The organism is Roseivivax sp. CAU 1753 (assembly GCF_054482575.1).
Genome location: NZ_JBTLRF010000001.1, coordinates 1 through 25876 on the forward strand (window position 1 = coordinate 1; position 25876 = coordinate 25876).

Sequence of the window (25876 nt, forward strand, 5' to 3'; positions counted from 1 at the left end):
GCGAAAACGTTGATTGCAGGCCTTCATCAGAAGGCCGATACCCGCACCCGGAATGGCAAGGGTGTGCGAACGCGCATTTGCTAGCAAATACGCTGCCTCGCACTCCGCGCCCAAAGGGCGCGGATCTGGGTTTTACTCGGTTTGGTGGTCATAGCACGAGCAAAACACCCGGCTCCATTCCGAACCCGGCCGTTAAGTGCCGTCGCGCCAATGGTACTGCGTCTCAAGACGTGGGAGAGTAGGTCGCCGCCAAACCTAGCAAAACCCAGAAAAATACCCGCGCTCAAGCAGCAACGCGGTAGCGCAGACAAACCCGTATCTCTCGAAACGATCTCAGGACCCGCGACACACAAACGTCGCGATATCAGGGCAACCGCAAACCAACGCACCGCCCACACAACCAGGGCTCAAGCAGCGCAAGCAGTAGCCCAAACAACCAGGGCTCAAGCAGCGCAAGCAGTAGCCCGAACAACCAGGGCTCAAGCAGCGCAAGCGGTAGCCCGAACAAATGTCGCGGGATGGAGCAGTCCGGTAGCTCGTCAGGCTCATAACCTGAAGGTCGTAGGTTCAAATCCTACTCCCGCAACCAAAACCCCAAATCAACCAACCCCCACACACCAGGCAACCAGCGCCCGTAAATGACAGGGCGTTTCAACGCCTTGCGCGGCGGCATTGACCCAATGCATCAACTCTCGAGCGCGGGCTGGCGCCGGGTCGGGCCGGGCCCTGGTTCCGGCCGTGACGGACACTGTGCCCCGGTACAATTCACCAACATCCTGCAATATTTTTTGCGAATTTCGGGCTTTCTCCGTAGCAATGGGTATTCCGCAAGCGGAAACCTGCCGCTAGGGTCGCGGCACTTAACGATCCGCCGGGGAGGGGTCGATCGGACATCAGCGCTGCCTGCGGGCAGTGCCGCCGACAACTCCCGGGCCATTCAATGGGAGGAACCACATGGATCGTCGTTCATTTCTGAGAACGTCCGCACTGGGCGGCTCGGCTGCCGCGGCTTCGACGCTTGCCGCACCGGCATACGCGCAGGGCCAGCGGACCCTCACCATGGTCACATCCTGGCCCCGCGGTTTTGCGGTGCTGGACGATGCGGCCAGCTACCTCGTGGATTACGTCAACAAGCTGTCCGACGGCGAGCTGACCATCGACAAGAAGGCCCCGGGCGAGCTTGTGGGCGCGCTTGAGGTGTTCGACGCGGTCTCGTCCGGCCAGGCCGACATGTACCACTCGGCTGACTACTACTTCGTCGGCCAGCACCCGGCCTACGCCTTCTTCACCGCCGTGCCGTTCGGTGGCACCGCGCAGGAAGTGGCCAACTGGTATCACCACGGCGGCGGCCAGGAGCTGCACGACGAGCTGGGGTCGATCTTCAACCTCAAGGGCCTGATCTCGGGCAACTCCGGGTCGCAGTCCGGTGGCTGGTTCCGCAACGAGATCAAGTCCGCCGAAGACTTCAACGGCCTCAAGTTCCGCATGCCGGGCCTTGGCGGTCAGGTCCTGGGCAAGCTGGGCGCATCGGTCCAGAACATCCCCGGCGGCGAACTCTACCAGGCGCTGTCCTCGGGCGCGCTGGACGGTCTCGAGTGGGTCGGCCCGATGGCGGACGAGCGCGCGGGCTTCCAGGAAGTGGCCAAGATCTACTACACCGCGGGCTTCCACGAGCCGGGCTCGGCGCTGGCCTCTTCGGTCAACCTCGATGTCTGGAACGATCTGTCCGAAAAGCACCAGAACATTCTCAACATCGCTTCGCAGGCGGTGACGCACTATCAGCTGGCGGAAACGCTGGCCAATAACGGTGCCGCCCTTGCGCGTCTGCAAAGCCAGGGCGTCCAGACCCTGCAATTCCCCGACGACGTGTGGGATGCGTTCGGCGTGGCCTCGAAAGAGGTGATGGACGAGAACATGGGCGATGAGCTGTTCGCCAAGATCCGCGAGTCCTTTGACAAGAGCCTTGCGTCTTCGGCAGCATGGATCAACAAGTCCGACGGCTACTACGTCGAACAGCGCGTGCGCGTGCTGGGCGAGGGCTGAGCCCCAGGTCTGAACGACACCGAGGGCCCCGCACTTGCCGGGGCCCTTTCGCGATGATGGAACAGGGATAGCTCCGGCACGCGAGACCGGGGAGGGGGGACATATGGAACAGGACGCAGCAATCGGCCTTGGCGATGCGTTTGCAGCACTTGGCTCCGGCATCGTCTGGGTGCTCGGAAATATCGCGATGGCCTTCTACAACCTCGGCTATGCGATCACCCATCCCGGGCTCTGGCTTGACTGGTCCGACAAGGAATCGGTCATGCGCTTCGTCTTCTACGGCGGATCGTCGGATTTCTTCTTTGTGGTCTTCACCGCCTTTCTCGTGCTGACGGCGGTCGGGCTCTGGAACAACAAGGTCATGTGGGCCACCGTCATCGGGCTCGAGGGGCTGGCCAATGTGCTTGGCCGCGTCTTCGCCTGGGCGGGGCTTCTGATGGTCATCCAGCAGGTGGTGATCGTCTTCATGCAGCGCATCTTCACCCGGCCCGACATCTCGTTCGGTCTGGGCATTCCGCTGACCTTCGACATCTCTTGGTGGGCCGAAGAACTCAAACTTTACAACGCTTTGGTCGTGGCGCTCTGCCTGACCTACACCTTCGTTCAGAAGGGCCATGTGCGCGTCGACCTGGTCTATGCCTCGGTCAGTTTCCGCGCCAAGCGCGTGATCGACATGCTGGGCAGCCTGTTTTTCATGATGCCGATGGCGGTGCTGATCTGGATGTATGCCTGGTTCTTCATGTGGCGGCACCTCATCGTGCCCAAGCCGTCGGCGTCCGACACGCTGGAACGGCTGGTGATGAAGGCCCGTGCGATGCGCTGGAACGTCGAGACGATCGGCTTCAGCCCGAACGGCTTCACCGCCTATTTCCTATTCAAGATCCTCCTCCTGGCGATCGCGGGCCTGATCTTCCTGCAAGCCATCGCGTTCTTCTACCGCTCCTATCTCGAGTGGAAGGAAGGGCCTGAAAGCGAGGACAAATATCTCGACATCGACGTGCTGGAAGATCCGGTCGAAGTGCACGCGCACCGCGTCGATATCTAAGGGCAGGGGACAGAACATGCTTTTCGGACTGGACGGGGTCGAAATCGGCCTGATCATCGTCTTCATCACGCTTTTCTCGGCCATCCTGTCGGGCTTCCCGGTGGCCTTCGCCATCGGCGGCGCCGGGGTCATTTCCTTCGGGATCATCGCGGCGCTCGACAGCGCGGGGCTGCTCATCCACCAGGCGCTCGACACCAGCTCGGCAGAGTTCGCGGCAACCGTGGCCGAGGGCGCCAATGCCAAGGCCATCTCGGTCTTCACCCATCCGGACCTGCCGCGCATCGCCACCGGCGTGTTCGAGAATGGCTGGCAGACCGCGCTTGACCGCAACGTGTCCTTCATCGTCAACCGCATCAACGAACGCGTGCTTGCGGGCCAGTCCATCGAGACGCTGCTGGCGGTGCTGATGTTCGTGCTGATGGGCATCGTGCTCGAACGTTCGAAGATCGCCAACGACCTCTTGACCACCATGGCGCGGGTCTTCGGCCCGCTGCCCGGCGGTCTGGCTGTGTCCATCGTGGTGGTGGGGGCGTTCCTTGCCGCCTCGACCGGGATCGTCGGCGCGACCGTGGTCACCATGGGCCTTCTGGCCCTGCCCACGATGCTGCGCAACAACTACTCGCCCGAACTGGCCACCGGCGTCATCGCCGCCAGCGGCACGCTGGGCCAGATCATCCCGCCGTCCATCGTGATCGTGCTTCTGGGCACGCTGGCCGGGGACCTCTATTCCGCCGCGCAGGAAAACCGCGCCCAGCTTGCGGGCTGCACCGATGCGCTGACCTATCTCGGCGAACCGGCGGTGGTGTCGGTCGGCACGCTGTTCCAGGCGGCGCTGCTGCCCGGCATCCTGCTGGCCTTCCTCTATGCGGCCTATGCCTTCGGCTACGCGCTGCTGAACCCGTCAAAGGCCCCCGCGGTCGCGATGGGCGAAGCCACGGGCGAGGTCATCACCCGCGGCGAAAAGCTGACATGGTTCCTGATGGTGCCCGTGGCCCTGATCGTCGGCACTATCCTTCTGTCAAACGTCAACCTCGTCGGGTCGCAATCGACGCAGGTCGACAGCTTCACCACCTCGGGCGAAACCGCGTCGCTGCGCACCAATGTCGGTCCGGCCTGCCAGGCCTCGATGATCGACCTGCACGGCCAGAAAGCCTGGGACCGGGCCGTCGCCGAACAGGCCGCCATCGCCGAATCCGGCACCGGCGTCTCGAGCGAACGGCGCACGGCCGAACAGATCGAGGCCGCCCGCGCCGCGCAGATCGCCGACGCCGCCCCGATCGGCACCGGCATCGCCCTGATCGCGCTGTTCTTCGGCCTGATGCTGTCCGTGGGTCGCGGTGTCGCGCCCATCGACGAACCCTTGCCGCTGATCGCGGGCGCGCTCGGGACGCTGGCGCTGCTGCTGGTCGATATCGTGATCCTCGGGCCCACCACCTCGGTGCTGGCGACCCTGGCCTGGATCGTGCCGCCGTCGCTGGTGGCGCTCTGGGGGGTGAAACACGCCGCCGCCCGCATGGGCCGGAACGAACTGATCCGCGTGGTCTTCCCGCCGCTGGTGCTGATCATCGCGGTGCTGGGCTCGATCCTCGGCGGCATCACCAACCCGACGCCCGCTGCAGCCCTCGGCGCGGCCGGCGCGATCATGCTCGCGGCCTACCGAAAGCTGAGCGAGCAGGGCAAGGATCCGTGGATCATCACCTGGTCGACGCTGGCGGTGATCGCGATGATCCTGATCGGCATCAACTTCGACCTGCGCATCAACATCGAGTCGGTCTCCGCGGAATCCTGGTTCGGATTCTTTCTGGCCTACGGCGCGTATCTGTTTGCGTTCTTCGGCCTGCTCTATGCCTGCTGGGTGCTGTTCGCGGGCGGCGTGCTGACGCCTGCGGTGCGCGAGACCGCCAAGGTGACCTCGATGGTCTTCACCATCCTGATCGCCTCGCAGCTTCTCAACCTCGTGGTGATCTCCTTCGGGGGTGAACACTACATCCAGCAATTCCTGCAAAGCTTCGACAACGAGTTCAAGGTCTTCCTGATCGTGATGCTGGTGCTGTTCGTGCTGGGCTTCGTTCTCGACTTCCTCGAGATCATCTACATCGTCGTGCCCATCGTCGGACCGGTGATCTATGGCGGGTCTTTCGATCCGAAATGGGTGACCATCATGATCGCGGTGAACCTGCAAACCTCGTTCCTGACACCGCCCTTCGGCTTTGCGCTGTTCTACCTGCGCGGCGTCGCCCCGAAAGAGGTCACCACCGGCCACATCTATCGCGGCGTCGCGCCCTTCGTGCTGATCCAGGTCCTCGGCCTCGCGATCCTGTGGTTCTTCCCGGGCATCGTGACCATCGTGCCCGACCTGATCCCGAACTGAGCCGGCGCAACCGCAGAAAAGAAAAACCGCCGATCCACCTGCGTGGGTCGGCGGTTTTGCATCGGGCATCCCGGTAATCCGGGGCAGGCGCGCCCGCCCGGTGGCCGGACGCCATGCCTTCGCGCTTCCGTCAGGGGGGATGTGCCCGCACATGGCCACCGGCCTTGATGGCCCCGGTCCTGCAAATCGCGCCTAGCGCGTCGTGGTGTCCGGCAACGAGATATTGGCGACCTGCTCGGCGATGGGGTCGGTGCCGTGCGGCTCCAGCTCGTCGCTGAAATCCTCTTGCCCGGTCAGCAACTCCCACGCACCATGGCGAAACACCTCGAGCCCGGCAAAATTGCGCTTGTACCCCATCTTCTGGCTGCCCGGCACCCAGTAGCCAAGATAGACATAGGGCAGGTTGGCCTCGCGCGCGAGGTCGACATGATCGACGATCATGTAGGCCCCCAGCGATTGCCTCGGCAGGTCGGGCTCGTAGAAGGAATAGACCATCGACAGCCCGTCATCGAGCACGTCGGTCAGGCAAACGGCGGTCAGCTGCTCGCTCTCGCGGTCCATGTATTCGACCACGCGGCTGCGGATCGGGGTTTCCTCGACCATCGCGGCAAATTCGAAGATGTCCATGTCGGCCATGCCGCCATCGGCGTGCCGCGCATCCAGATAGCGCCGGAACAGGCTGTATTGCTCTTCGGTCGCCCAGGGGCTGGTGGCGCGGCGCAACAGATGGTCGTTGCGGTTGAGCGTGCGGCGCTGGCTTTTCGACGGCTGAAACTTCGACACGTCGATGCGCGCCGACAGGCAGGCCGAACAGTCCGAACAGGATGGCCGGTAGAGCACGTTCTGCGACCGCCGGAAGCCCTGCTTGGACAGCGAATCGTTCAGCCGTTCGGCCTGCGGTCCCTGCAACGCGGTAAACAGCTTCCGCTCCATCCGACCGTCCAGATACGGACAGGGCTGCGGCGCGGTAACATAGAACTGCGGTGCCAGGGGCAGCGAATGGCGCATGGATCGGTGGGTCCGGGACGTTGCTGAGACAATGGCGACGGTAACAATGAAATTCCGGGTCGCCAAGACCTCAAAAGCGCGGGCTTTCGGTGCATGTGCCCGCCGGTCCGGGACTGCCCCGGCCCGGCCCGGGGTCGCAGCAGACCGGCCACGGACCGGCCCGGGGCGGCACCCGGCTTAGGCGCGGCAGTTGATCATCACCGTGCCCAGGACCAGGTCGGTCAGGCTCTGCTTACGCTCGGTCGACAGCATCAGCAGGATCGAGCCCAGCTGCACGATGGCCGTCGCCACCGACAGCGCATAGCCCAGCGTATGCAGGAAGGCCGTGGCCGGATCGAGCCGGTTGGCATAGGCGTCGCGCAACTCGATCGACATCGCCCGCATGCCCCAGGTGGCCGATCCGGTGGCCAGCGTCACCCAGCGATAGGTGAAGCTGACGGCAAACCAGATCACCGGCAGGAAGAACAGCGCGATGCCAAGGGTCATGACCATGATGGGCACCATGATGATGGCCACGAAAACGGTGTCGATGATCCACGCCACGAACCGCTTCAGCGTCACGCTGTCATAGAACTCCGGCTGGCGTACCGGGTCGGGCAGATGGCCGGGATCGGGCCGATGATAATGGACGGTCGTCATGGGGGCTCCTTGCGCGGCTGGCACGGCGTCAAACGGTGCGGTGTCGGGGTCAACGGGCCCCGGAATGCGGGGCCCACTGCAATTGTTCAGGCGCTTTCGGGCGGTGTGTCGCCATCGGCGCGGGTCTTGCGGTCATCCATGAACTGGTCGAACTCGGCCTTGTCGCGGGCATCACGCAGCCGCTTGAGGAAGCTTTCGAATTCGGCCTGCTCCTGCTCCAGGCGGCGCAGCGTTTCGGACTTGTAGGCGTCGAACGCCATGTTGCCAGAAGGCTTCATCGCCGAAAAGGCGTGGCGCGTGGTCGAGGTGCGGCGGGAAGAACAGGAAAACATGCGTTTGCTCCAGATCATGTAGGCGAGAAGGGCAAGGCCCACGGGCCAGAAGAACACGAAGCCCAGGATCATGGCGATCATCCAGGCAAACTTGCCCTTCTGGTCGAGCCACGCCTCGGATCGGCTCAGCCAACCCGCATTGGCGGGAAGCGTGTGGGGTTCGGCGGCAATGCTCATGTCGGTCTCCATCTCGGCTTCATCGCGGGATTGCGATGTAAATGCCTTTCACATTACAACAGATCGGCATTCCGCGACCCGGTTTCAAGACGCGATGTGAATACTTTTTACATTTTTCCGCTCAATCGGTAAAATCCGCCCAAATGGCACCGGTCAGCCGCAGCAGATCCGTACCCGTCAGGCAGACCACATGCCGCGGCGTGCCCGCGGCGGCCCAGACCACGTCGAATGTCAGCAGATGCGGGTCGATCCAGGTCGCGATCGGCGCAAGATGTCCGATCGGGGCGACCCCGCCGATGGCAAAGCCGGTCTGCGCCCGGATCAGCGCCGCATCGGCCTTGCCCAGGGCGGTGCCCGCCAGGGCGCTGGCCTTGGCATCGTTGACCCGGTGGCCGCCCGCCGTGAGAAACATCACCGCCCGGCCGGTCCGCTCGGCGCGGAAGATGATGGATTTCACGATCTGGTCGACGTCGCAGCCGATCGACGCCGCCGCGTCCGCGGCACTTCGGGCCTGACCCACCTCGCGGATATCCGGCGCGACCCCGCCCGCGTCCAGTGCCCGTCGCACCCGCATCATGCTCTTGCTCATGAACACCCTCCATTGTCCCGACGCATGAAACGCCACCGCTTTTGCCTGTGCAAGCTGACGTAGCCGTTGCGCTTTTGCGCGGCGCATGGCCAAGTCGGCGTATGGATTTCGCTTCTCGCATGACCCGCTGCCCGCGTCCCTTCAGCCCCGACCAGGGCCGGGACGCCTTGACCGCCGCCGCCTGGGCCTCTGGCCCGATTGCCGATCTTCTGTCGGGCACCGCAGGCTCCAGCCCCTATCTGCGCGCCCTGATCGAGAAAGAGCACGACTGGCTCGAAGGCGCGCTCGACGACGTCGATGCCGCCCTGCCGACGCTGTTCGCGGCCCTGCGCACGGCCCCGCCCGACACCCGCGCCGATGATCTGCGGCAGGCCAAGCGCCGGGTGGCGCTGTTGATTGCACTGGCCGACCTGGGCGGTGTCTGGCCGCTCGAAGCCGTCACCGGCGCGCTGACCACCTTTGCCGACCTGTCGGTGCAACTGGCGCTCGAGGCCACCGTCGGGGCCGAGATCCGCCGTGGAAAACTGCCCGGCGCCACCGAGGATGACATTCCCCGGGCCGGTGGCATGGTCGCGCTGGCCATGGGCAAGATGGGCGCGGGCGAGCTGAACTATTCCTCCGATATCGACCTGATCTGCCTGTTTGACGAGACCCGGTTCGATCCGGCGGACTATCACGACGCCCGGTCGAGCTTTGTGCGCGCCACCCGCAAGATGTCGCAGATGCTGTCCGATCCGACCGGCGAAGGCTATGTCTTCCGCACTGACCTGCGCCTGCGGCCCGACCCGGCGGTCACCCCGGTCTGCCTGGCGATGGAGGCCGCCGAGCGCTATTACGAAAGCCTCGGCCGCACCTGGGAACGCGCCGCCTATATCAAGGCCCGCGCCGCGGCGGGGGATGTGGAGGCGGGCGCGCGCTTCCTGACCACGCTGACCCCCTTTGTCTGGCGCCGCCACCTCGATTTCGCCGCGATCCAGGACGCCCACGACATGCGGTTGCGCATCCGCAAGCACAAGGGGCTGGGCGGCCCGATCACGCTGCCCGGCCACAACATGAAGCTCGGGCGCGGCGGCATCCGCGAGATCGAGTTCTTCACCCAGACCCAGCAGATCATCGCCGGCGGTCGCGACCCGGACCTGCGCCTGCGCGGCACCGTCGAAAGTCTGCATCGCCTGGCGGAAAAGGACTGGATTCCCAAGACGTTGGCGGACACCTTGTCGGATCACTACCGGGCCCATCGCGAGGTCGAGCACCGGGTCCAGATGATCCACGATTCCCAGACCCATCTGTTGCCGAATTCCGACGAAGGATTCGACCGGCTGGCGTGCCTTATGGGAAAGGATTCCAAGGACTTGAAGGGCGAAATCAAGAGACGACTCGAAGAAACGCACGGGGCCACCGAAGGCTTCTTCAAGCCCGACACCACCGAAGATCACGACGCCCAGGAGATCGATTTCGGCAAGGACATCCTTGCCCGGTGGCCGTCCTATGCCGCCATGCGCTCGGCCCGCGCCGAGACGATCTTCGACCGGCTGAAGCCGGACATCCTGAAGCGGCTGCAAAAGGCCGCGCGTCCGCAAGAGGCGCTGGTCGCCTTCGACGGCTTTCTGGAAGGGTTGCCCGCGGGTGTGCAGCTGTTCTCGCTGTTTGAGGCGAACCCGCAGCTTATCGACCTTCTTGTGGATATTGTCGCGACATCTCCGGACCTTGCGCGGTATCTTTCACGCAATGCGCAAGTGTTCGATGCGGTCATCGGCGGCGATTTCTTCGCCGATTGGCCGGGGCTTGATGCCCTGCGCGCGGCCTTGGCCGAATTGCTGGCGCGGGAAGACGATTACGAACGCCGTCTCGACGCTGCCCGGCGCTGGGGCAAGGAATGGCACTTCCGGGCCGGTGTGCACCTGTTGCGCGGGCTTTCCACCCCGCGTGAGGCCGCCCGCCAATATGCCGACGTGGCGGAGGCGTCGCTGGCGGCGCTCTGGCCCGTGGTGGTGGCGGAATTTTCCCGCCGCTACGGCGCGCCGCCGGGCAAGGGGGCGGTTGTGCTCGGCATGGGGTCGCTGGGCGCGCGCCAGCTTCACGCGCGCTCGGATCTCGACGTGATCGTGATCTACGATGCCGATGGCGTGGCGGAATCAGATGGCAAGAAGCCATTGGCAACAAGGGCTTACTATGCGCGGCTCACGCAGGCGCTGGTGGCGGCGATCACCGCGCCCATGGCCGAGGGCCGGGTCTACGAGATGGATATGCGGCTGCGGCCCTCGGGCAACCAGGGCCCGGTGGCCACCGCCTTTCCCGCGTTTCGCGAATATCAGGAAACCCAGGCCTGGCTTTGGGAACACATGGCGCTGACGCGCGCGCGGTTCGTGGCGGGCGAGGCCGCGCTCGGGGCGACGGTCGAGGCGTTCCGCGCCGAGCTGCTGTCGAAGCCGATCGACCGGGGCAAGGCGCTGGTCGAGGTGGCCGACATGCGCGCGCGGATCGCCGCCGCCAAGGGGGCAGGCGCAGTCTGGGATCCCAAGATCGGGCGCGGTCGCCTGCAGGAGATCGAGCTCATCGCGCAGGTCGGCGCGCTGTTGTCCGCAAAGACGCCGCGCGGCGTGCCCGAGGGGCTGCGCGCGCTGGCAGAGGCAGGTCTCTTGCCGGACGCCGACGCCGAGACCCTCGTGGCGACCTATCGCTGTCTCTGGGCGCTGCAGATCGGCGCGCGGCTCGTCAGCGAGGGCGCATTCGATCCCGAAGAGGCCGGTGGCGGGGCGGTGGATTTTCTGCTGCGGCTGACCGAATTCGACACGACCGATGCGCTGGTCGCACAATTGACGCAGCGCACCGAAACCGCGGGCCGCATCGTCGACGCGGTCTTGCAGACGGGATCGACGACATGACCGCCATCGACCACGACCCCAGGGGGTTGATCCGCGAAGCCTACCGGATCGACGGGATCGGCATCGAGGATTGCCGCACCATCTTCCTGGATTGGGTGCTGGGCCTGCCGGTCGAGACCGACAACGCGGTCGCGATCCGGGCGATGCTGGCGCGATACGGCCAGTCCGGCCATCCCATGACCCGGGTGCTGGAAGAGGGGCTGGCAACGCTGGGCGCGCCGCGGCGTCGCGGCGGCTGGCGGGCCAGGCACTGACGGGCAGGGCGGCACGACGGCACAGCGCCCACGAGGCCCCGGATCGGGGTCCGGGGCGGTCGCGTCGGACGGCGCGGGTGTCTGTCCCGGGCCTGACCCGGGACCTCGGGGTCAGCGCGGCAGAGCGGCGGCCTCGCGCGCCAGGGCGGTAATGCCGTCCCAGTCGCCGGCCTGCATCAGGTCGCTGGGCGCGACCCAGGACCCGCCGACGCAGAGCGTGTTCGACAGCCCCAGATAGTCCGGCGCATTTTTCAGTGACACGCCGCCGGTGGGGCAGAAGCGCACCTGCGGCAGCGGCGCACCGATGGCCTTGAGGGCTTTCGCGCCGCCATTGGCCTCGGCGGGAAAGAACTTCTGCACCGTATACCCGCGCTCAAGCAGGTGCATGACCTCGGTCGCGGTGGCGACGCCGGGAAGCAGCGGCAGGTCGGCGGCTTCGCAGGCGGCAAGAATCGTATCGGTCGCCCCCGGAGAGACGCCGAACTTCGCCCCCGCCGCCACGGCCTTTTCGACATCCTGTGGTGTCAGCAGCGTTCCGGCCCCGACCACGCCGCCCTCGACCTGTGCCATTTCGGCGATCGCCTCGAGGGCTATGGGCGTGCGCAGCGTCACCTCGAGCACGGGCAGGCCGCCTGCCACCAGCGCCTCGGCGAGGGGACGGGCATGGGCGAGGTCGTCGATCACGAGGACCGGAATGACGGGGGCCAGCTTGCAGAGGCGTTCAGAGGCGCGGCTGGCATCTTGGGGTGTGATCATCGGCTGTTCCGCATGTTGGAGACGCAAAGGCGCGTATTTGTGAAATGGAAAGGGGCGGGGGTGGTCAGACCACAACCGCCGCACCGTCGGAGGCGAGCCCGACATTCTGGCGGAAGGCTTCGAACAACTCGCGCCCGACGCCGTGGCCGTTGTCGCTGAGGTCGGCCCGGGCGGGGTCGCGACTGTCGAAATCCGCCGCAAGGCAGGTGATCTCGCCCCGGGTGGCATCGACCCGGATCGTGTCGCCGTCGCGCACACGCGCGAGCGGGCCGCCCTTTGCCGCCTCGGGGGACAGGTGGATGCAGGACGGCACCTTGCCCGAGGCCCCCGACATCCGCCCGTCGGTGACCAGCGCCACCTTGAGGCCGCGATCCTGCAGCACCGCGAGGATCGGGGTCAGCGAGTGCAATTCCGGCATGCCGTTGGCCGAGGGGCCCTGGAAGCGCACCACCACCACCGTGTCTTCGGTAAATTCACCGGCCTTGAAGGCGGCCTTGACGGAATGCTGGTCCTGAAAGACGCGGGCCCGGGCCTCGATCACGTGGCGCTCGGGGGCGACCGCCGATGTCTTCATCATGCCGCGCCCGAGATTGCCGTGAAGCTGCTGCAGGCCGCCGGTCTTCTGGAACGGATCCTCCGCCGGGCGCAGGATCTTGTCGTTCTGGCTGACGCCCGCGCCGGCCGCATAGACCACGCGGTTGTTCTTGAGCTGCGGTTCCTGGGTGTAGAGCGACAGCCCGTCGCCCGCGACGGTTTTCACGTCCGCGTGCAGCAGGCCCGATTTCAGCAGGTCGCCGATCATGAAGGACAGCCCGCCCGCGGCGTGGAAGTGGTTCACATCCGCCAGGCCGTTGGGATAGACCTTCGCCATCAGCGGCACCGCGTTCGAGATTTCGTTGAAGTCCTCGAGGGTCAGTTCGATCCCCGCGGCGCGCGCCATGGCGGGCAGGTGCAGCACCAGGTTGGTGGACCCGCCCGTGGCCATCAGCCCCACCATGCCGTTGACGAAGGCCTTGGCGTCGAGGATGTCGCAGACCGGGCGGTAATCGTTGCCGAGCGCCGTGATCTCGGCGGCGCGTTCGGTGCCCGCCACGGTCAGCGCCTCGCGCAGCGGCGTGTTGGGGTTGACGAAGGACGCGCCCGGCAGGTGCAGGCCCATGAACTCCATCAGCATCTGGTTGGTATTGGCGGTGCCGTAGAAGGTGCAGGTGCCCGGCCCGTGATAGGACGCCATCTCGGCCTCCATCAGCTTGTCACGACCGATCTCGCCGGCGGCGAATTGCTGGCGCACGCGCGCCTTTTCGTCATTGGGCAGACCCGAGGTCATCGGCCCGGCGGGCAGGAAGATGCCGGGGATATAGCCGAAGGTGGCCGCGCCGATGATCAGCCCCGGCACGATCTTGTCGCAGACGCCAAGGTAAAGCGCCGCGTCGAAGGTGTTGTGCGACAGGGCGACCCCCGCCGCCAGCGCGATCACATCGCGCGAGAACAGCGACAGCTCCATACCGACCTGGCCCTGCGTGACCCCGTCGCACATGGCCGGAACGCCGCCCGCGACCTGAGCCGTGGCACCGACATCGCGCGCCGCGGCGCGGATCACGTCGGGGTAGCGTTCGAACGGCTGATGCGCCGACAGCATGTCGTTATAGGCCGTCACGATCCCGATATTGGGCGCACGGCCAACCGCCAGCGTGTCCTTGTCGCCGCCCATCGCGGCATAGGCATGGGCCTGGTTGCCGCAGGACAGGTGCGCCCGGCGCGGGCCTTCCTCGGCGGCGCGGCGCATCCGGTCGAGATAGGTGGCGCGGCGCGTCTCCGAGCGTTCTTCGATCCGGTCGGTCACTTTGGCGATGGTGGCATTGAGGGTCATGGGCGGGATCTCCTTCCCCGAGAGGGACGCATTCTTTCTTCTTCCCCGAGAGGGACGCATTCTTTCTTCGGATGAGTAACGCAGTTAGCGCTAACGGTAAAGGCAATTCCGTTGTCGGTCGGGCAGGTCTCGATGGCGGTCCGGCGGCATCTCGCAGATGCGCGCGGGGCGTGGGCGGGCGTGGGCAGCACAAGGCGTGCACGAATATTAACGTTAACGCGCCGCAATCCGGCCTGATTCGTGTCGCAGAACCACAGTCACAAGGAAGTCGCAAAACCACCGCGACGACAAGGGTTGCCGTTCCGTGGCGGCCAGAGGCGCCGCAGACGCGACGGATGGATTGGAGAACGATATGGTAACGGCAAAGCGCATCCTGGCCTTCGCGGCCCTGCTCGGTCTGACCGCCTGTGGCGGCATGGAGACCGCATCGCGCAACGCGATCGGCGAGAACCTGCCGCCAGCGCAGTACGAACCGCAATCGGCCCAACCGCAGACCCTGGCACCGGTGACGCTGGTCGGCTTCGAGGTCAGCGTGCCCGACAGCCTCAAGGTGTCGGAGGTCAACGGCTACATTCCGCGCGGCGATATCGTCTGGCGCGGCGATCCGCGCGGCGACCGTTACGCGCAGGTCAAGGCGATCTTCGAGGCCAGCCTGATGGAAAGCGCGGCGGATCTGACCGAGGGCGTGCCGGTCAACGTCAAGGTGGTGGTGCGCCGCTTCCACGCGCTGACCGAAAAGGCCCGCTATACCACCGGCGGCATTCACAACATCGTCTTCGATGTCGCGATCTACCATTCGGTGACCGGCGAATTGTTGCGTCCGATCAAGACCGTGAAGGCCGACCTTAAAGCTTATGGCGGGTCCAGTGCCATCGCCGCGGACGCCCGTGGCGAGACCCAGAAGGTCCGCATCACCGAGCATCTGCGCCAGACCTTCCTGGCAGAGCTGACGGTCGCGGCCGGGCACCAAAATGCCAGCCTCGGCGTCATTCAGGCGATGAACTACGTGCGCTGACTTCCCCCCGCGATCAGGACTGGATAAGAGGGCGCCATGACAGCGCCCTCTTATCCCGTGATCCGCCTGAAACCCAAGGCCAATGCCCGTGCCATCCGGCGCGGCTTTCCCTGGGTTTTCGCCAATGAGCTTGTGCTCGACCGTCGTGCCAAGGGCCTGCCGCCGGGCAGTATCGCCCTGCTCGAGGACCATGACCGCAAGCCCCTGGGGCTGGTCGGGGTCACGCCCGCCTCGAAGATCGCCGCGCGGATGCTCGACCCCGATCCCGAGGCGGTGATCGACACCGCCTGGCTGACCGCGCGGCTCACCCGCGCGTTGTCGCATCGCGACCGGCTCTATGATGCGCCCTTTTACCGCCTGATCCATGCCGAGGCCGACGGGCTGCCCGGCGTCATCATCGACCGCTTCGGCGATACAGCGGTGATCCAGCCCAATGCCGCCTGGGCCGACGCGCTGATCGACCCGCTTTGCGCCGCATTGGCAGAGGTCACGGGCGTCACCACGATCCTCAAGAACGCGGGCGGGCGCGGGCGCGCGCTCGAAGGGCTCGACGATGTGGATGCGCAGATGCTGGGCGCCGCCCCCGATGCGCCGCTGCCGGTGGAGATGAACAACGCCACCTACATGGCCGATCTGACCGGCGGCCAGAAGACCGGGCTCTTTTACGACCAGCGTCAGAACCAGGCCTTCGCCCAACGGCTGGCGCGGGACGCGCGCGTGCTCGATGTGTTTTCCCATGTGGGCGGTTTTGCCCTGGCGGCGCTGGCGGGCGGTGCCAAAAGCGCTTTGGCCGTCGACGGATCCGAGCCTGCGCTGACCCTGGCCCGCGCCGGGGCGGCGGCGATGGGGGTCGCGGATCGCTTCGAGACCCGGCAGGGCGATGCCTTCGACGCGCTGGCAGCCCTCGGGCAAGAGGCGCAGCACTTCGATCTGGTGATCTGCGATCCGCCCGCCTTCGCGCCCGCGAAAGCCGCGCTCGAGCCGGGGTTGCGCGCCTATGAACGGGTGGCGCGGCTGGCCGCGCCGCTGGTCGTGGAGGGCGGCTACCTTGTGCTGTGCTCCTGCTCGCATGCGGTGGACCTGTCGGCCTTTCAGGGCGCGTGCCTGCGCGGCATCGGTCGCGCCGGACGCCATGCGCAGCTGATCCATACGGGCGGGGCAGGGCCGGATCACCCGCTGCTGCCGCAACTGGCCGAATCGGGCTATCTCAAAGCGTTGTTCTTCCGCCTTTGAAGGTTCTGATCGACACCTGCGTGATGTACCCCACGGTCATGCGGTCGGTGCTGCTGGGGGTCGCGGCGACGGGGGCCTTCACGCCGCTCTGGTCGGCCCGCATCCTCGAGGAATGGGCCCGTGCCGCGCGCAAGCTCGGCCCCGGCGGCGAGGCGCAGGCGCGCGGTGAAATCGCGGCCCTGCGCGCCCGGTGGCCCCGCGCCGAGGTGACATGGAAGCCGTCGCTCGAAACGCGGCTCTGGCTGCCCGATCCCAACGACATCCACGTTCTCGCCGCCGCAATCGCCGGGTCGGCGGATGTGATCCTGACCCTCAACGCGCAGGATTTCCCGCGCGGACCTTTGGCCGGCGAAGGCTTGTCGCGGGCCGATCCCGACGCCTTCCTGCTGGGCCATTACCATGCCGCGCCGGGGCGTGTCGCGGAGGTCTGCGCGCAGGTCCTGGCCGAGGCGCGCCGCCTTTCGGACCAGCACTGGGAGATGCGGGCGCTGTTGAAAAAGGCGAAATTGCCGCGCCTCGCCAAGGCCCTGACGGTCGATGCCGCGCCCGGGCCATCTTGAACCCGGCCCCTTGGGCTGTTAGCTCGGACCGAACCTGACGTTTTCCCTTAGGCTTTGCAGGAGGCGCCCCCGGTGGCAGTCCCGGCCCCCCGTCTCGAGATCCGCAACCTTACCCGCCGTTTCGACGGCAAGACCGTCGTGGACGATGTGTCGCTGTCGATCATGCCCGGCCATGTGACCTGTCTGCTCGGGCCCTCGGGGTGCGGCAAGTCCACCACGCTCAGGATGATCGCGGGCGTCGACATGCAGGACGCGGGCGAGATCTACGTCGATGGCAAGCTGGTCTGCGACACCCTGTTCCGCATTCCCCCCGAACGCCGCTCGATCGGGCTGATGTTTCAGGATTTTGCGCTGTTCCCGCATCTGACGGTCGAACGGAACGTGGCTTTCGGGCTCAATGGCAGCCGGTCCGAAAACCGCGCCCGGGTCGAGCAGTTGCTGGGCCGCGTCGGCCTTGGCCACTTCATCGCGTCCTATCCGCACGAATTGTCCGGCGGCGAACAGCAGCGCGTTGCCCTGGCCCGGGCGCTGGCCCCGCGCCCCCGGGTGATGCTGATGGACGAGCCGTTCTCGGGGCTCGACAACCGCCTGCGCGACGGCATCCGCGACGAGACGCTGGCGCTTCTGAAAGAGGAAGGCACCAGCGTTCTGCTGGTCACGCACGAGCCGGAAGAGGCGATGCGCATGGCCGATGAAATCGCGCTCATGCGCGACGGGCGCATCGTGCAGCGCGGCGCGCCCTACAACATCTACAACGCCCCCGCCGACAAGGCTGCCGTGGCATTCTTTTCGGATATCAACGTGTTGACGGGCACTGTTCAAGGTGCTTTGACCGACACGCCCTTCGGCCAGTTCCTCGCGCCCGGCGTGCCCGACGGCGCCCGCATGGATATCGTGTTCCGCCCGCAGCACGTCTCGATCGACTTTGACCGGCAGGGCCGTGGCCCGAACCCCACCGCGATCCAGGGCACGCCCGCGCGCGGCATCGTCGAACGCGCGCGCTTCATGGGGTCCGAAAGCCTTATCGAATTCCGCATGGAGCATGACCGCGAAGTGCTGCGCGCCACGGTGCCGAACGTGTTTCTGCCCAAGGTGGGCACGCCGATGTGGCTGTCGGTGCGGCGCGATCGTTGCTTTGTCTTTCCCGCCGACGGTTGAAGCCACCCGCCACGGTCCCGCCGCATGCCACCGCACACCGGCACAGCCGCGTTCCGGCGCCGCCGCCTTTGGCGTCGCTTTTACCGTCAACGATGCCCGGTGGCGGCCCGGTAATCCTCAAGCCGCTTGCCCGGCTCGTCGACGAAGAGGCCGGGCAGGGGCATCAGCTCCTGCACCCGGTCGATGCGGAACGACAGGAAATCGCCTGCCGTCTCGTCCCAGACGATGGCTGTCCAGATCCGGCCCCAGTAATCCAGATGCAGCGGCCGCACCACGCGCGCCTCCGCCGCGTCGCGCAGGCGGATGCGCAGCTTCTGCCGGGCCCGGATCGCGGCCCGAAAGCCCGGCATGTGGCGAAACCCCTCCGCCGCCTCGGCGAAGGGGTAGGTGGCAAAACCAAAGCGCTTTGCGGCCATGCCGGTATCCTCGGGCAGCACCGCCTCGATCTTCTGCGACAGGGTCTCTGCCGCCTCCGAAACGCGGTCCATCCCTGCGGTTCCGACCGCCGCCAGGCCTAGGTGCAGCGCCTCCAACTCGTCCTCGGTCAGGTTCAGCGGCGGCAGCGTCGTCATCGCGCGCGCGGTAAATCCGCGCCCGCGTTCGCCCTCGATCGGCACCCCCGAGGCGGCCAGCGTGTCCATGTCGCGATAGATCGTCCGAAGCGACACACCCAGCGCCCGCGCCAGATCCTCGGCGCGGTGCAGGCGACCGTCCTTGAGGCGGGTCATCAGGGCATAAAGCCGGTCGGCACGGTGCATCGGTGATTCTCCGGGGGGCTGGTTCGGGCGCGGCCGGTTTTGTCATCAAACTGGCAACTGACAGAATAATGGCAAAGAATGCGACCGCACCACCCCGAATGCGGCCCCTTCCGCCGCATTGGCGCTTTTCCGGGGCCGCCGAAATCGTTATGCCGCTCTGCAGGAACTTCGCGGGACGGGGCGCTTGGCGCGTCTGAACATCCTGCCTATCGGGAGAGGCATCATGCTCAACAATATCGGCCTTCCGGGCCTTCTTCTCATCGCCGTCGTCGTGCTCGTGCTGTTTGGCCGGGGCAAGATCTCGAGCCTCATGGGCGAGGTCGGCAAAGGCATCACCGCCTTCAAGAAAGGCGTGAAGGACGGCTCGGAAGAGCTTGAAAACGAAGACGACAAGTCCGAGACGGCGCGTGACGTCACGCCCGAGACCGAAAAAGACAAGGTCTGAGGCGGCCTGATGTTCGATCTGGGCTGGACCGAGCTTCTGGTCATCGGGATCGTCGCGTTGATCGTGGTCGGCCCGAAGGACCTGCCGGTGCTCTTTCGCAATGTCGGCCGCTTCGTCGGCAAGGCCAAGGGCATGGCGCGCGAGTTTTCCAAGGCGATGAACGACGCCGCCGACGAGTCGGGCATGAAGGATGTGCAGAAAACCTTCAAATCCGCGACCAACCCGCTCAATTCGGCGATGGACGGGGTGAAATCCGCGGCGCGGGACATGACCAACCTCGACCTCGACAACACGTCGACCGGCAAGGGCGGCAGCGCCAAGCCCAAGCCCGAGATCAAGCCCAAGACCGACGCGGCCCGCAAGATCGAGGCCGCCACCGCCCGCAAGGCCGCCGAACGCAAGCAGCGCGAGGCCCAGGAGGCCCTGCAGAAGGCCGACGAGATCGAGAAATCCCTCGCCGCCCGTGACGGAGACAAAGCGTGAGCGCCGAAGACGACATCGAGGACAGCTCTGCCCCGCTGATCGAGCATCTGGCCGAGTTGCGCAACCGGCTGATCCACTCGGTCGTGGCCTTCATCATCGGCATGGTGATCTGTTTCACCGTCGCCACCCCGATCTTCAACTTCCTGACCGATCCGCTTTGCACCGTGCTGGCGGCGCGCGGTCAGGATTGCGACCTGATCTTCATCTCGCCGCAGGAAGGCTTCTTCGTGGCGATAAAGGTGTCGCTGCTGGGCGGCTTCATGCTGGCCTTTCCCTACATCGCCAACCAGATGTGGCGTTTCGTGGCCCCCGGTCTCTACCGCTCCGAAAAGGGCGCGTTCCTGCCGTTCCTGGTGGCCTCGCCCTTCATGTTCATCCTCGGCGCGTCCTTTGCCTTCTACGTGGTCACGCCGCTGGCCTATGATTTCTTTCTCGGCTTCCAGCAATTCGGCGCCGAGGGCGAGGCGCTGGTGGACGACGACGTCACCCAGGGCCTGTCGGTGGTGTTCCAGGGCTCGGCGCAGGAATACCTCAACCTGACCATCAAGTTCATCGTGGCCTTCGGGCTCTGCTTCCAGTTGCCAGTGCTGCTGACGCTGATGGGCAAGGCGGGACTGGTGTCGGCCAAGGGCTTGGGCGACGTGCGCAAATACGCCGTCGTCGGCATCCTCTTGCTGGCCGCACTGGTGACGCCGCCCGACGTCATCACCCAGGTGATCCTCTTCGTGGTGGTCTACGGCCTTTACGAGGTCTCGATCCTCCTGGTGGCCCGCGTCGAGAAGAAGCGCAAGGCGGACCTGATGGCGCAGGGGCTCTGGTTCGAGGATGACGACGACGACGGTGACGACGACGACGGTGACGATCCGGATACGCCCGCGGCTGCGCGCGACGATGCGGCGGACCTCGACGACGAGGAAGCAGAGGACCTCGCGGACGAGGTCGAGGACCCGCTATGGGCCGAGTTCGACGCGGAGGACGACACCGAAGAGGGCACGAAAAAGTGACCGATGAGGTGCTCACGCGGATCGCCGAGGCGCTGGAGCGGATCGCCCCGGCGCCGCGCGCGGCCCCCGATCTCGGCGCCGCCGAGGCTTTCGTCTGGCATACCGGCCCGGACCGGCTGGAGCCGGTCGCGAAGGTCAGCCGGGTCGACCTTTCGCTGCTCATCGGCATCGACCGCGCCCGCGACACGCTGCTGGCCAATACCCGTCGCTTCGCCGCCGGCAACGCCGCCAACAACGCGCTCCTCTGGGGCGCGCGGGGCATGGGCAAATCCTCGATCGTGAAGGCGGTCCATGCGGCCATCGTGGCCGAGGGCCATGCGCTGCGGATCGTGGAACTGCAGCGCGAAGACCTGCCGTCCGTCGCGCGCCTCCTGAACATCCTGCGCGCCTCCTCCGACCGGTTCCTGCTGTTCTGCGACGATCTGTCGTTTTCGCATGACGACCAGCACTACAAATCGCTGAAGGCGGTGCTTGATGGCGGCATCGAGGGTCGGCCCGAGAACGTGCTGTTCTACGCCACCTCGAACCGGCGGCACCTCATGCCCCGCGACATGATCGAGAACGAACGCTCGTCCTCGATCAGCCCCTCCGAGGCGGTCGAGGAAAAGGTGTCCCTGTCGGACCGCTTCGGCCTCTGGCTGGGGTTTCACCCCTGCACGCAGGACGACTACCTGGCAATGATCGCGGGCTATTGCGCCGCCTACGGCGTCGCCGTGGACGCCGAGACCCTGCGCGCCGAAGCCATCGAATGGCAGGCCACGCGCGGTGCCCGCTCGGGCCGTGTCGCCTGGCAGTTCTTCCTCGACCTGGCGGGACGCCAGGGCATCCGCGTCGATTGAGCCCTCGCGCCCGGGCTGACGCCCGGTCGTGCGGGCCAGATTGCGCCCGGGCTGCGCCCGGTCGTGCAGGCAGGATTGCACCCGGGCTCCGCCCGGTCGCCGGGGGCCGCGCCCGGGCTGCGCCCGGTCGTGCAGGCAGGATTGCGCCCGGGCTCCGCCCGGTCGCCGGGGGCCGCGCGGCTGCGCCGCGCGGGGCCTTTGGATATTGACAGGGCACATGAACGGCGTGGCGCAAGAGGTTGCGGCGGCGGGATTTTCTGCTGAGAGGCGCTTGAGCCGGCAGTCTGCCTCTCAAGACGCCTGTGCAATGGTGAACGGTCCGGAGACGCGTCAAGGCCGTGCCGCGCGTGCCGCGCGGTGCCTGCGGCAGCCTTGACCCGCCTCCGAACCGGGAGGGGCGCGGGGCGGGTCGTGATGCGCCCTAGTTCAGGTAGAGGTTCGGGTCGACCGCGTCGAAGCCGTCGCGCACCTCGAAATGCATGCGCGCCGGGTCGCCCGCGCGCACCTTGGCGATGCTCTGGCCGCGGCTGACCGCGTCGCCCTTGGCCACCGTGATGCCGTCGATATGGGTATAGACCGTCAGAATGTTGTCCGCGTGCTTGATCACCAGGATCGGGATGCCGTCGGTATTGGTGGTGATCGCCGCGACCGTTCCGCTGGCGGCGGCCTTGACCACCGTGCCCGCCGGGGCGGCGATGTCGATGCCGTCGTTGCTGCCCGGGGCATATTCGCGGATTATGGTGCCCGAGACCGGCATCCGGAACGCGCCCTGGGGTGCCGGGGCGTCGCTGACCTCGCCCACATCGGGCGCTGGGGTGGCGGGCGCGGGGGTGGCCGCAGGGGCCAGCGGGGCGGCCTCGGTGACCGGCGCGGGCGGCAGCGGATCGGCGGCCGAGGGCGGCATCGGCGTCGGTGAGCCCTGACCCGGAGAGGTCACGTTCGCGGCGACCTGGGTACCGCCGCCGGTGGCCAACGGGATCAGCAGGTACTGGCCCTCGCGCACGGAATAGGCCTGGTCGAGCCCGTTCCAGTCCGCCAGCGCGCGCGGCGTCACGTTATAGAGCCGGGCGATGGAATAGGCGGTCTCGCCCCGGCTGACCTGGTGACGCACGGGCTCCACCGCGCCGGGCTTCGGCGCGACGGTGCCCGCGGGCACCGGGGTCGCCGCGGCATTGTCGATGGCGGTCGAGGCCAGCGCCGAGATGTCGACGGCCCCGGTCGCGGCAGAGGGTTCGGCCACCCGGCGCGGCAGGGCCACGATTTCGCCCGCGCGCAGCGGGTCGTTGATCTCGATGCCGTTGTAGCGCGCCAACTCGCCCGCGGGCAGGCCGACCCGGTTGGCGACCGTCCCCAGCGTATCGCCGCGCTGCGCGACCGCCACCTGGTAGGTCGGGTAGGAAATCACGCCGCGCGCATCCGGCGCGGGCCGCGACGTCGTGGCGTTGATCGCGGCTTCCGACGTGTTGGCCGAGGTCGGCCGCATGTCGAAATCCATCGGCCCCGCGCAGGCGCCCAATCCCAGAACCAGCACACCCGCCCATCCCAGTCGCGCGCGTGCGGTTCTCACCGGTGCGATATCGGTCATCTTGCTCATCCTCAAATCCGCGTCCCGTTACGTTCGGGGCGTTCTGACGTCATTTCGCGCGCGGCTGCACGCATCAACTCTCGCGCCCGAGTCCCTCGATCAGGGGGACGAAACGCACAGGGCGTAATTCCTGGTAGTCAAAGCCATCCTCGGTCCGGGTGACCCGGATCAGGCTTTGCACCGCATCGGACTGACCGACCGGCACGACCATGATACCGCCGATCTTGAGTTGGGCCAATAGGGGGCCGGGCGGGTCCTCGGCGGCGGCGGTCACGATGATGCGGTCGAACGGCGCCTGATCGGGCAGCCCGAAGCTGCCATCGGCGGTAAAGGCGGTGATGTTTGTCAGCGCCAGCGCATCGAACACCTCGCGGGCTTCGCGCACCAGTCGGCGGTGGCGGTCGACGGTGTAGACGCGGCGCGCAAGCTGGCTCAGCACCGCCGCCTGGTAGCCCGACCCGGTGCCCACCTCGAGCACCTTGTCGCGCGGGCTGACATCCAGCGCCTGGGTCATCAGCCCGACCACCGAGGGCTGCGAGATGGTCTGCCCGCAGGCGATCGGCAGCGGCATGTCCTCATAGGCGCGGTCGGTGAAATAGTGCCGGATGAAGGGGCCGCGGTCGATTGCCTCCATCGCCGTCAGCACCCGCGTGTCGGTCACGCCGCGCGACCGCAGCGCAAAAAGGAACTGCATCTTGCGTTCCGCATCCGATGTCATGAAAGCGCGTCTTTCAGCCCGTCGAGATCGTCATGCGCGGTCAGGTCCGCGCGCATCGGCGTGACCGAGATGTAGCCCTGCAGGTTGACATGGGCGTCCGACCCTTCCGCCGTGGTCTTGCGTTGATCGCCGCCCTTGATCCACAGAAAACGGCGGCCCGCGGGCGACAGCTGCGGTTCGACCGAAAAGCCCGTATCGGGGCGCTTGCCCTGCGCCGCCGCGGTGATGCCGGCCACCGCCGCGGCGGGCACCGGCGGGAAATTGACGTTGTAGAACACCCGGTAGGCCGGATCCGCCGACGCGGTGCGCCCGATCAGGCGGCGGATCACGTCGGCGCCATGCACCCGGGCGGCCTCGAACATGTCGGACGCGTTCCAGATCTCGGGGCCGATGAACTGCGACAGCGCGATCGCCGGAAGATCCTGCAACGCGGCCTCCATCGCAGCCCCGATTGTGCCGGAATAGAGCACGTTCTCGGCGGAGTTGTTGCCGCGGTTGACGCCCGACAGCACCAGATCCGGCGGCGCGTCGGTCATCACGTCGTGGATCGCCGCCAGCACGCAGTCCGCGGGGCTGCCTTCGGCGGCGAAGGTGCGCGGGCCCAGCTCCGACACCATGAAGGGCTGCGAATAGGAAATGGTGTGCCCGACGCCCGATTGCTCGAAGGCGGGGGCGACGGTCCAGACCTCGCCCGAGGGGCCCGCGATCTCGGTGGCGATCTGTTTCAGCACCGCAAGGCCGGGCGCGTTGATGCCGTCGTCATTGGTGATGAGTATGCGCATGATCCCGCCTGTCTGACCGCTTAGGGGCGTGCATAGGGAATGGGGCCGCGCGGGGCAAGTCCGGGCAGGCGCGCGGCGCGCATTGCAGGGTTTCTGCGTGCCGACGGGGGTGGGGAATATCGCAGAGGTGTGTCGCGCGGTGGTGCGAAACACCGGGCGGCGTGCGGATGGTGCCGTGGGAGATGCGTTTTTTTGGAAAGATGAAGGGGCGGCGTGGCGCTATACATCGGATGTCGGGCTGGCGGGCGCGGTCGGGCTGGCTACAGGATCTCCGGCAGGAGGGCTGCGGCGGCGTCCTTCGGGCTGGGCAGGCTGGCCTTGTCCTCACCGGGGAAGAACCGGCCCCGGGTGGCGCTGCGGAACGGCGCGGGGGTCAGGATGCGCACATCCGGGCCGGTGTTTTCGGTCTCTGCCATCCACGACCGCGCCAGCGCGATCTGTGCTGCCTTGGTGGCGCCGTAGAGGCCGAAGAACTTCTGCCCGGCGCGCGGGTCGTCGAAAAACACCGCGCGGCCTTCGGGGCCGATCAGGGCCGAGACGAAGGGGATGAGATGGCCCATGGCGGTGACGTTGGTATCGACCGATTTGGCCCAGTCGCCCTCGGCGATGTGGTCGGCGGGGGTCAGCGGGCCCGCATGCACCGCCGTATGCACCCAGAGCGCGGCCCCGCCCCAGCGGTCATGCACCGAGCGGCAGAGATGCGCCATGGCATCGCGCTTGGTGATGTCCATCGGGGCCAGCGTCGCCTCGTGGCCACGCGCCTTGATGCGGTCGTCCAGATCCTCGAGCCCGCCCACGGTGCGGGCGACGGCGATGACGTGATGCGTCTCCGAGAGGGCTTCGGCCAGGGCGAAGCCCAGACCCCGGGACGCGCCGGTGACGAGGGCTGCGGGTTTTTCCATGGCGGTCATGTCGCGTGACGCGCGGGGCTTGTCAACCGCGCCGCATCAGCTGCCGGGGATTTCGATCCAGAGCGTGCGACCGTCGCGTGCGGCCAGCGCCAGGCGGGTCTTGTCGATGGCCGCGACCTGGCGATTGCCGACCTGGCTGCCGGGGGCGACCTTGGCGACCTCGCCCGAGGGCAGGCGCAACAGTGCTGTGGGCGCGTCTTCGGTGCCCATCACGCCCAGAAGGGCGATGACCGACAGATCGATATCGGCATGGGTGGTTGCGGTCTCGGCGACGTTTTCGGGTGTCGCGGGGGTTTCGGGGTTGGACATGTCCATCTCGATTTGCTGCGGTGCGGCGTGCGTATGCGGCAACCGTGGAAGGCTCAAGCCGGGTCATGCTGCATGTGCAGAAAGTCGCTGGCAGGCGGGCGGAGGAT

The 25876-nt window shown here is 66.7% G+C and carries 25 protein-coding genes, 1 tRNA gene and 1 rRNA gene; 15 read left to right on the top strand and 12 right to left on the bottom strand.

Translation table 11 applies throughout. The features are described 5' to 3' along the window. Positions 1-140: 140 nt before the first annotated feature. The 5 genes from rrf (at position 141) to ACXYMN_RS00025 (ending at position 5459) form a co-directional block, all read left to right on the top strand. Positions 141-255 (top strand): 5S ribosomal RNA (gene rrf / locus ACXYMN_RS00005). Between the two features lie 257 nt (positions 256-512). Beyond that, positions 513-589 (top strand) — tRNA-Met (locus tag ACXYMN_RS00010). A gap of 365 nt (positions 590-954) precedes the next feature. Then, complete coding sequence (locus ACXYMN_RS00015) at positions 955-2043, top strand: TRAP transporter substrate-binding protein (RefSeq protein ID WP_459011315.1); 1089 nt, start codon at positions 955-957, stop codon at positions 2041-2043. A gap of 103 nt (positions 2044-2146) precedes the next feature. Beyond that, positions 2147-3088: a TRAP transporter small permease subunit gene (locus ACXYMN_RS00020; protein WP_459011316.1), complete on the top strand. Its 942-nt coding sequence runs from the start codon at positions 2147-2149 to the stop codon at positions 3086-3088. 16 nt (positions 3089-3104) lie between these two features. Next, complete coding sequence (locus tag ACXYMN_RS00025; RefSeq protein WP_459011317.1) at positions 3105-5459, top strand: TRAP transporter large permease; 2355 nt, start codon at positions 3105-3107, stop codon at positions 5457-5459. Positions 5460-5651: 192 nt separating this feature from the next. Here ACXYMN_RS00025 and ACXYMN_RS00030 read toward each other — a convergent pair whose 3' ends face one another. The 4 genes from ACXYMN_RS00030 to ACXYMN_RS00045 all read right to left on the bottom strand — a co-directional run bounded on the left by ACXYMN_RS00030 (position 5652) and on the right by ACXYMN_RS00045 (position 8204). Next, entirely contained in the window at positions 5652-6467 is an 816-nt protein-coding gene (locus ACXYMN_RS00030; RefSeq protein ID WP_459011318.1) for an arginyltransferase, read from the bottom strand. Between the two features lie 177 nt (positions 6468-6644). Then, on the bottom strand, positions 6645-7106 hold the full coding sequence (locus ACXYMN_RS00035; protein WP_459011319.1) for an RDD family protein: 462 nt from the start codon (positions 7104-7106) through the stop codon (positions 6645-6647). 86 nt (positions 7107-7192) lie between these two features. Next, positions 7193-7615 (bottom strand): DUF2852 domain-containing protein, encoded by a 423-nt coding sequence (locus tag ACXYMN_RS00040; protein ID WP_459011320.1) that lies wholly within the window; start codon positions 7613-7615, stop codon positions 7193-7195. Between the two features lie 121 nt (positions 7616-7736). Then, entirely contained in the window at positions 7737-8204 is a 468-nt protein-coding gene (locus ACXYMN_RS00045) for a YbaK/EbsC family protein (RefSeq protein ID WP_459011321.1), read from the bottom strand. 101 nt (positions 8205-8305) lie between these two features. Here ACXYMN_RS00045 and ACXYMN_RS00050 point away from each other — a divergent pair, with 101 nt between their 5' ends. Then, entirely contained in the window at positions 8306-11089 is a 2784-nt protein-coding gene (locus ACXYMN_RS00050) for a [protein-PII] uridylyltransferase family protein (RefSeq protein WP_459011322.1), read from the top strand. Beyond that, positions 11086-11343 (top strand): hypothetical protein, encoded by a 258-nt coding sequence (locus ACXYMN_RS00055; RefSeq protein WP_459011323.1) that lies wholly within the window; start codon positions 11086-11088, stop codon positions 11341-11343. Before ACXYMN_RS00050 ends, ACXYMN_RS00055 begins: the two co-directional genes overlap by 4 nt. Positions 11344-11454: 111 nt before the next feature. Here ACXYMN_RS00055 and ACXYMN_RS00060 read toward each other — a convergent pair whose 3' ends face one another. Together ACXYMN_RS00060 and edd are read right to left on the bottom strand one after the other, a co-directional pair. Then, positions 11455-12096 carry a bifunctional 4-hydroxy-2-oxoglutarate aldolase/2-dehydro-3-deoxy-phosphogluconate aldolase gene (locus ACXYMN_RS00060; RefSeq protein WP_459012332.1) on the bottom strand — a complete coding sequence of 214 codons (642 nt, stop codon included), beginning with the start codon at positions 12094-12096 and terminating at the stop codon, positions 11455-11457. Between the two features lie 67 nt (positions 12097-12163). Next, positions 12164-13969, bottom strand: coding sequence for a phosphogluconate dehydratase (gene edd / locus ACXYMN_RS00065; protein WP_459011324.1), 1806 nt, complete (start codon positions 13967-13969; stop codon positions 12164-12166). Positions 13970-14321: 352 nt separating this feature from the next. Between edd and ACXYMN_RS00070 the strand changes: the two genes are divergently transcribed. The 4 genes from ACXYMN_RS00070 (at position 14322) to ACXYMN_RS00085 (ending at position 17935) form a co-directional block, all read left to right on the top strand. Continuing rightward, entirely contained in the window at positions 14322-14984 is a 663-nt protein-coding gene (locus tag ACXYMN_RS00070) for a DUF6778 family protein (RefSeq protein ID WP_459011325.1), read from the top strand. Positions 14985-15020: 36 nt separating this feature from the next. Further along, entirely contained in the window at positions 15021-16217 is a 1197-nt protein-coding gene (locus tag ACXYMN_RS00075; protein WP_459011326.1) for an RSP_2647 family RNA methyltransferase, read from the top strand. Next, a complete protein-coding gene (locus tag ACXYMN_RS00080; protein WP_459011327.1) occupies positions 16214-16777 on the top strand; it encodes an RSP_2648 family PIN domain-containing protein in 564 nt (187 codons plus the stop codon). The genes ACXYMN_RS00075 and ACXYMN_RS00080 overlap by 4 nt, the downstream gene beginning before the upstream one ends. Positions 16778-16849: 72 nt before the next feature. Next, positions 16850-17935, top strand: a complete 1086-nt coding sequence (locus ACXYMN_RS00085) for an ABC transporter ATP-binding protein (protein ID WP_459011328.1) — start codon at positions 16850-16852, stop codon at positions 17933-17935. 86 nt (positions 17936-18021) lie between these two features. Here ACXYMN_RS00085 and ACXYMN_RS00090 read toward each other — a convergent pair whose 3' ends face one another. Further along, positions 18022-18693: a helix-turn-helix transcriptional regulator gene (locus ACXYMN_RS00090; protein ID WP_459011329.1), complete on the bottom strand. Its 672-nt coding sequence runs from the start codon at positions 18691-18693 to the stop codon at positions 18022-18024. Positions 18694-18916: 223 nt separating this feature from the next. Here ACXYMN_RS00090 and ACXYMN_RS00095 point away from each other — a divergent pair, with 223 nt between their 5' ends. From ACXYMN_RS00095 to ACXYMN_RS00110, 4 genes are read left to right on the top strand one after another with little or no spacing between them, the layout of a single operon-like run. Then, on the top strand, positions 18917-19138 hold the full coding sequence (locus ACXYMN_RS00095; protein ID WP_459011330.1) for a twin-arginine translocase TatA/TatE family subunit: 222 nt from the start codon (positions 18917-18919) through the stop codon (positions 19136-19138). Between the two features lie 9 nt (positions 19139-19147). Next, positions 19148-19621: a Sec-independent protein translocase protein TatB gene (tatB, locus tag ACXYMN_RS00100; protein ID WP_459011331.1), complete on the top strand. Its 474-nt coding sequence runs from the start codon at positions 19148-19150 to the stop codon at positions 19619-19621. Beyond that, positions 19618-20625, top strand: a complete 1008-nt coding sequence (tatC, locus tag ACXYMN_RS00105) for a twin-arginine translocase subunit TatC (RefSeq protein ID WP_459011332.1) — start codon at positions 19618-19620, stop codon at positions 20623-20625. Before tatB ends, tatC begins: the two co-directional genes overlap by 4 nt. Continuing rightward, positions 20622-21464, top strand: coding sequence for an ATP-binding protein (locus ACXYMN_RS00110; RefSeq protein WP_459011333.1), 843 nt, complete (start codon positions 20622-20624; stop codon positions 21462-21464). The genes tatC and ACXYMN_RS00110 overlap by 4 nt, the downstream gene beginning before the upstream one ends. 421 nt (positions 21465-21885) lie before the next feature. Here ACXYMN_RS00110 and ACXYMN_RS00115 read toward each other — a convergent pair whose 3' ends face one another. The 5 genes from ACXYMN_RS00115 to ACXYMN_RS00135 all read right to left on the bottom strand — a co-directional run bounded on the left by ACXYMN_RS00115 (position 21886) and on the right by ACXYMN_RS00135 (position 25769). Further along, on the bottom strand, positions 21886-23049 hold the full coding sequence (locus ACXYMN_RS00115; RefSeq protein WP_459011334.1) for a peptidoglycan DD-metalloendopeptidase family protein: 1164 nt from the start codon (positions 23047-23049) through the stop codon (positions 21886-21888). A 73-nt stretch (positions 23050-23122) separates the two neighbouring features. Continuing rightward, a complete protein-coding gene (locus tag ACXYMN_RS00120; protein WP_459011335.1) occupies positions 23123-23767 on the bottom strand; it encodes a protein-L-isoaspartate(D-aspartate) O-methyltransferase in 645 nt (214 codons plus the stop codon). Then, on the bottom strand, positions 23764-24549 hold the full coding sequence (gene surE, locus ACXYMN_RS00125; RefSeq protein WP_459011336.1) for a 5'/3'-nucleotidase SurE: 786 nt from the start codon (positions 24547-24549) through the stop codon (positions 23764-23766). Before surE ends, ACXYMN_RS00120 begins: the two co-directional genes overlap by 4 nt. 260 nt (positions 24550-24809) lie before the next feature. Then, on the bottom strand, positions 24810-25451 hold the full coding sequence (locus ACXYMN_RS00130) for an SDR family NAD(P)-dependent oxidoreductase (protein WP_459011337.1): 642 nt from the start codon (positions 25449-25451) through the stop codon (positions 24810-24812). Positions 25452-25496: 45 nt separating this feature from the next. Next, positions 25497-25769 (bottom strand): amidophosphoribosyltransferase, encoded by a 273-nt coding sequence (locus tag ACXYMN_RS00135; RefSeq protein WP_459011338.1) that lies wholly within the window; start codon positions 25767-25769, stop codon positions 25497-25499. Positions 25770-25876: the final 107 nt, after the last annotated feature.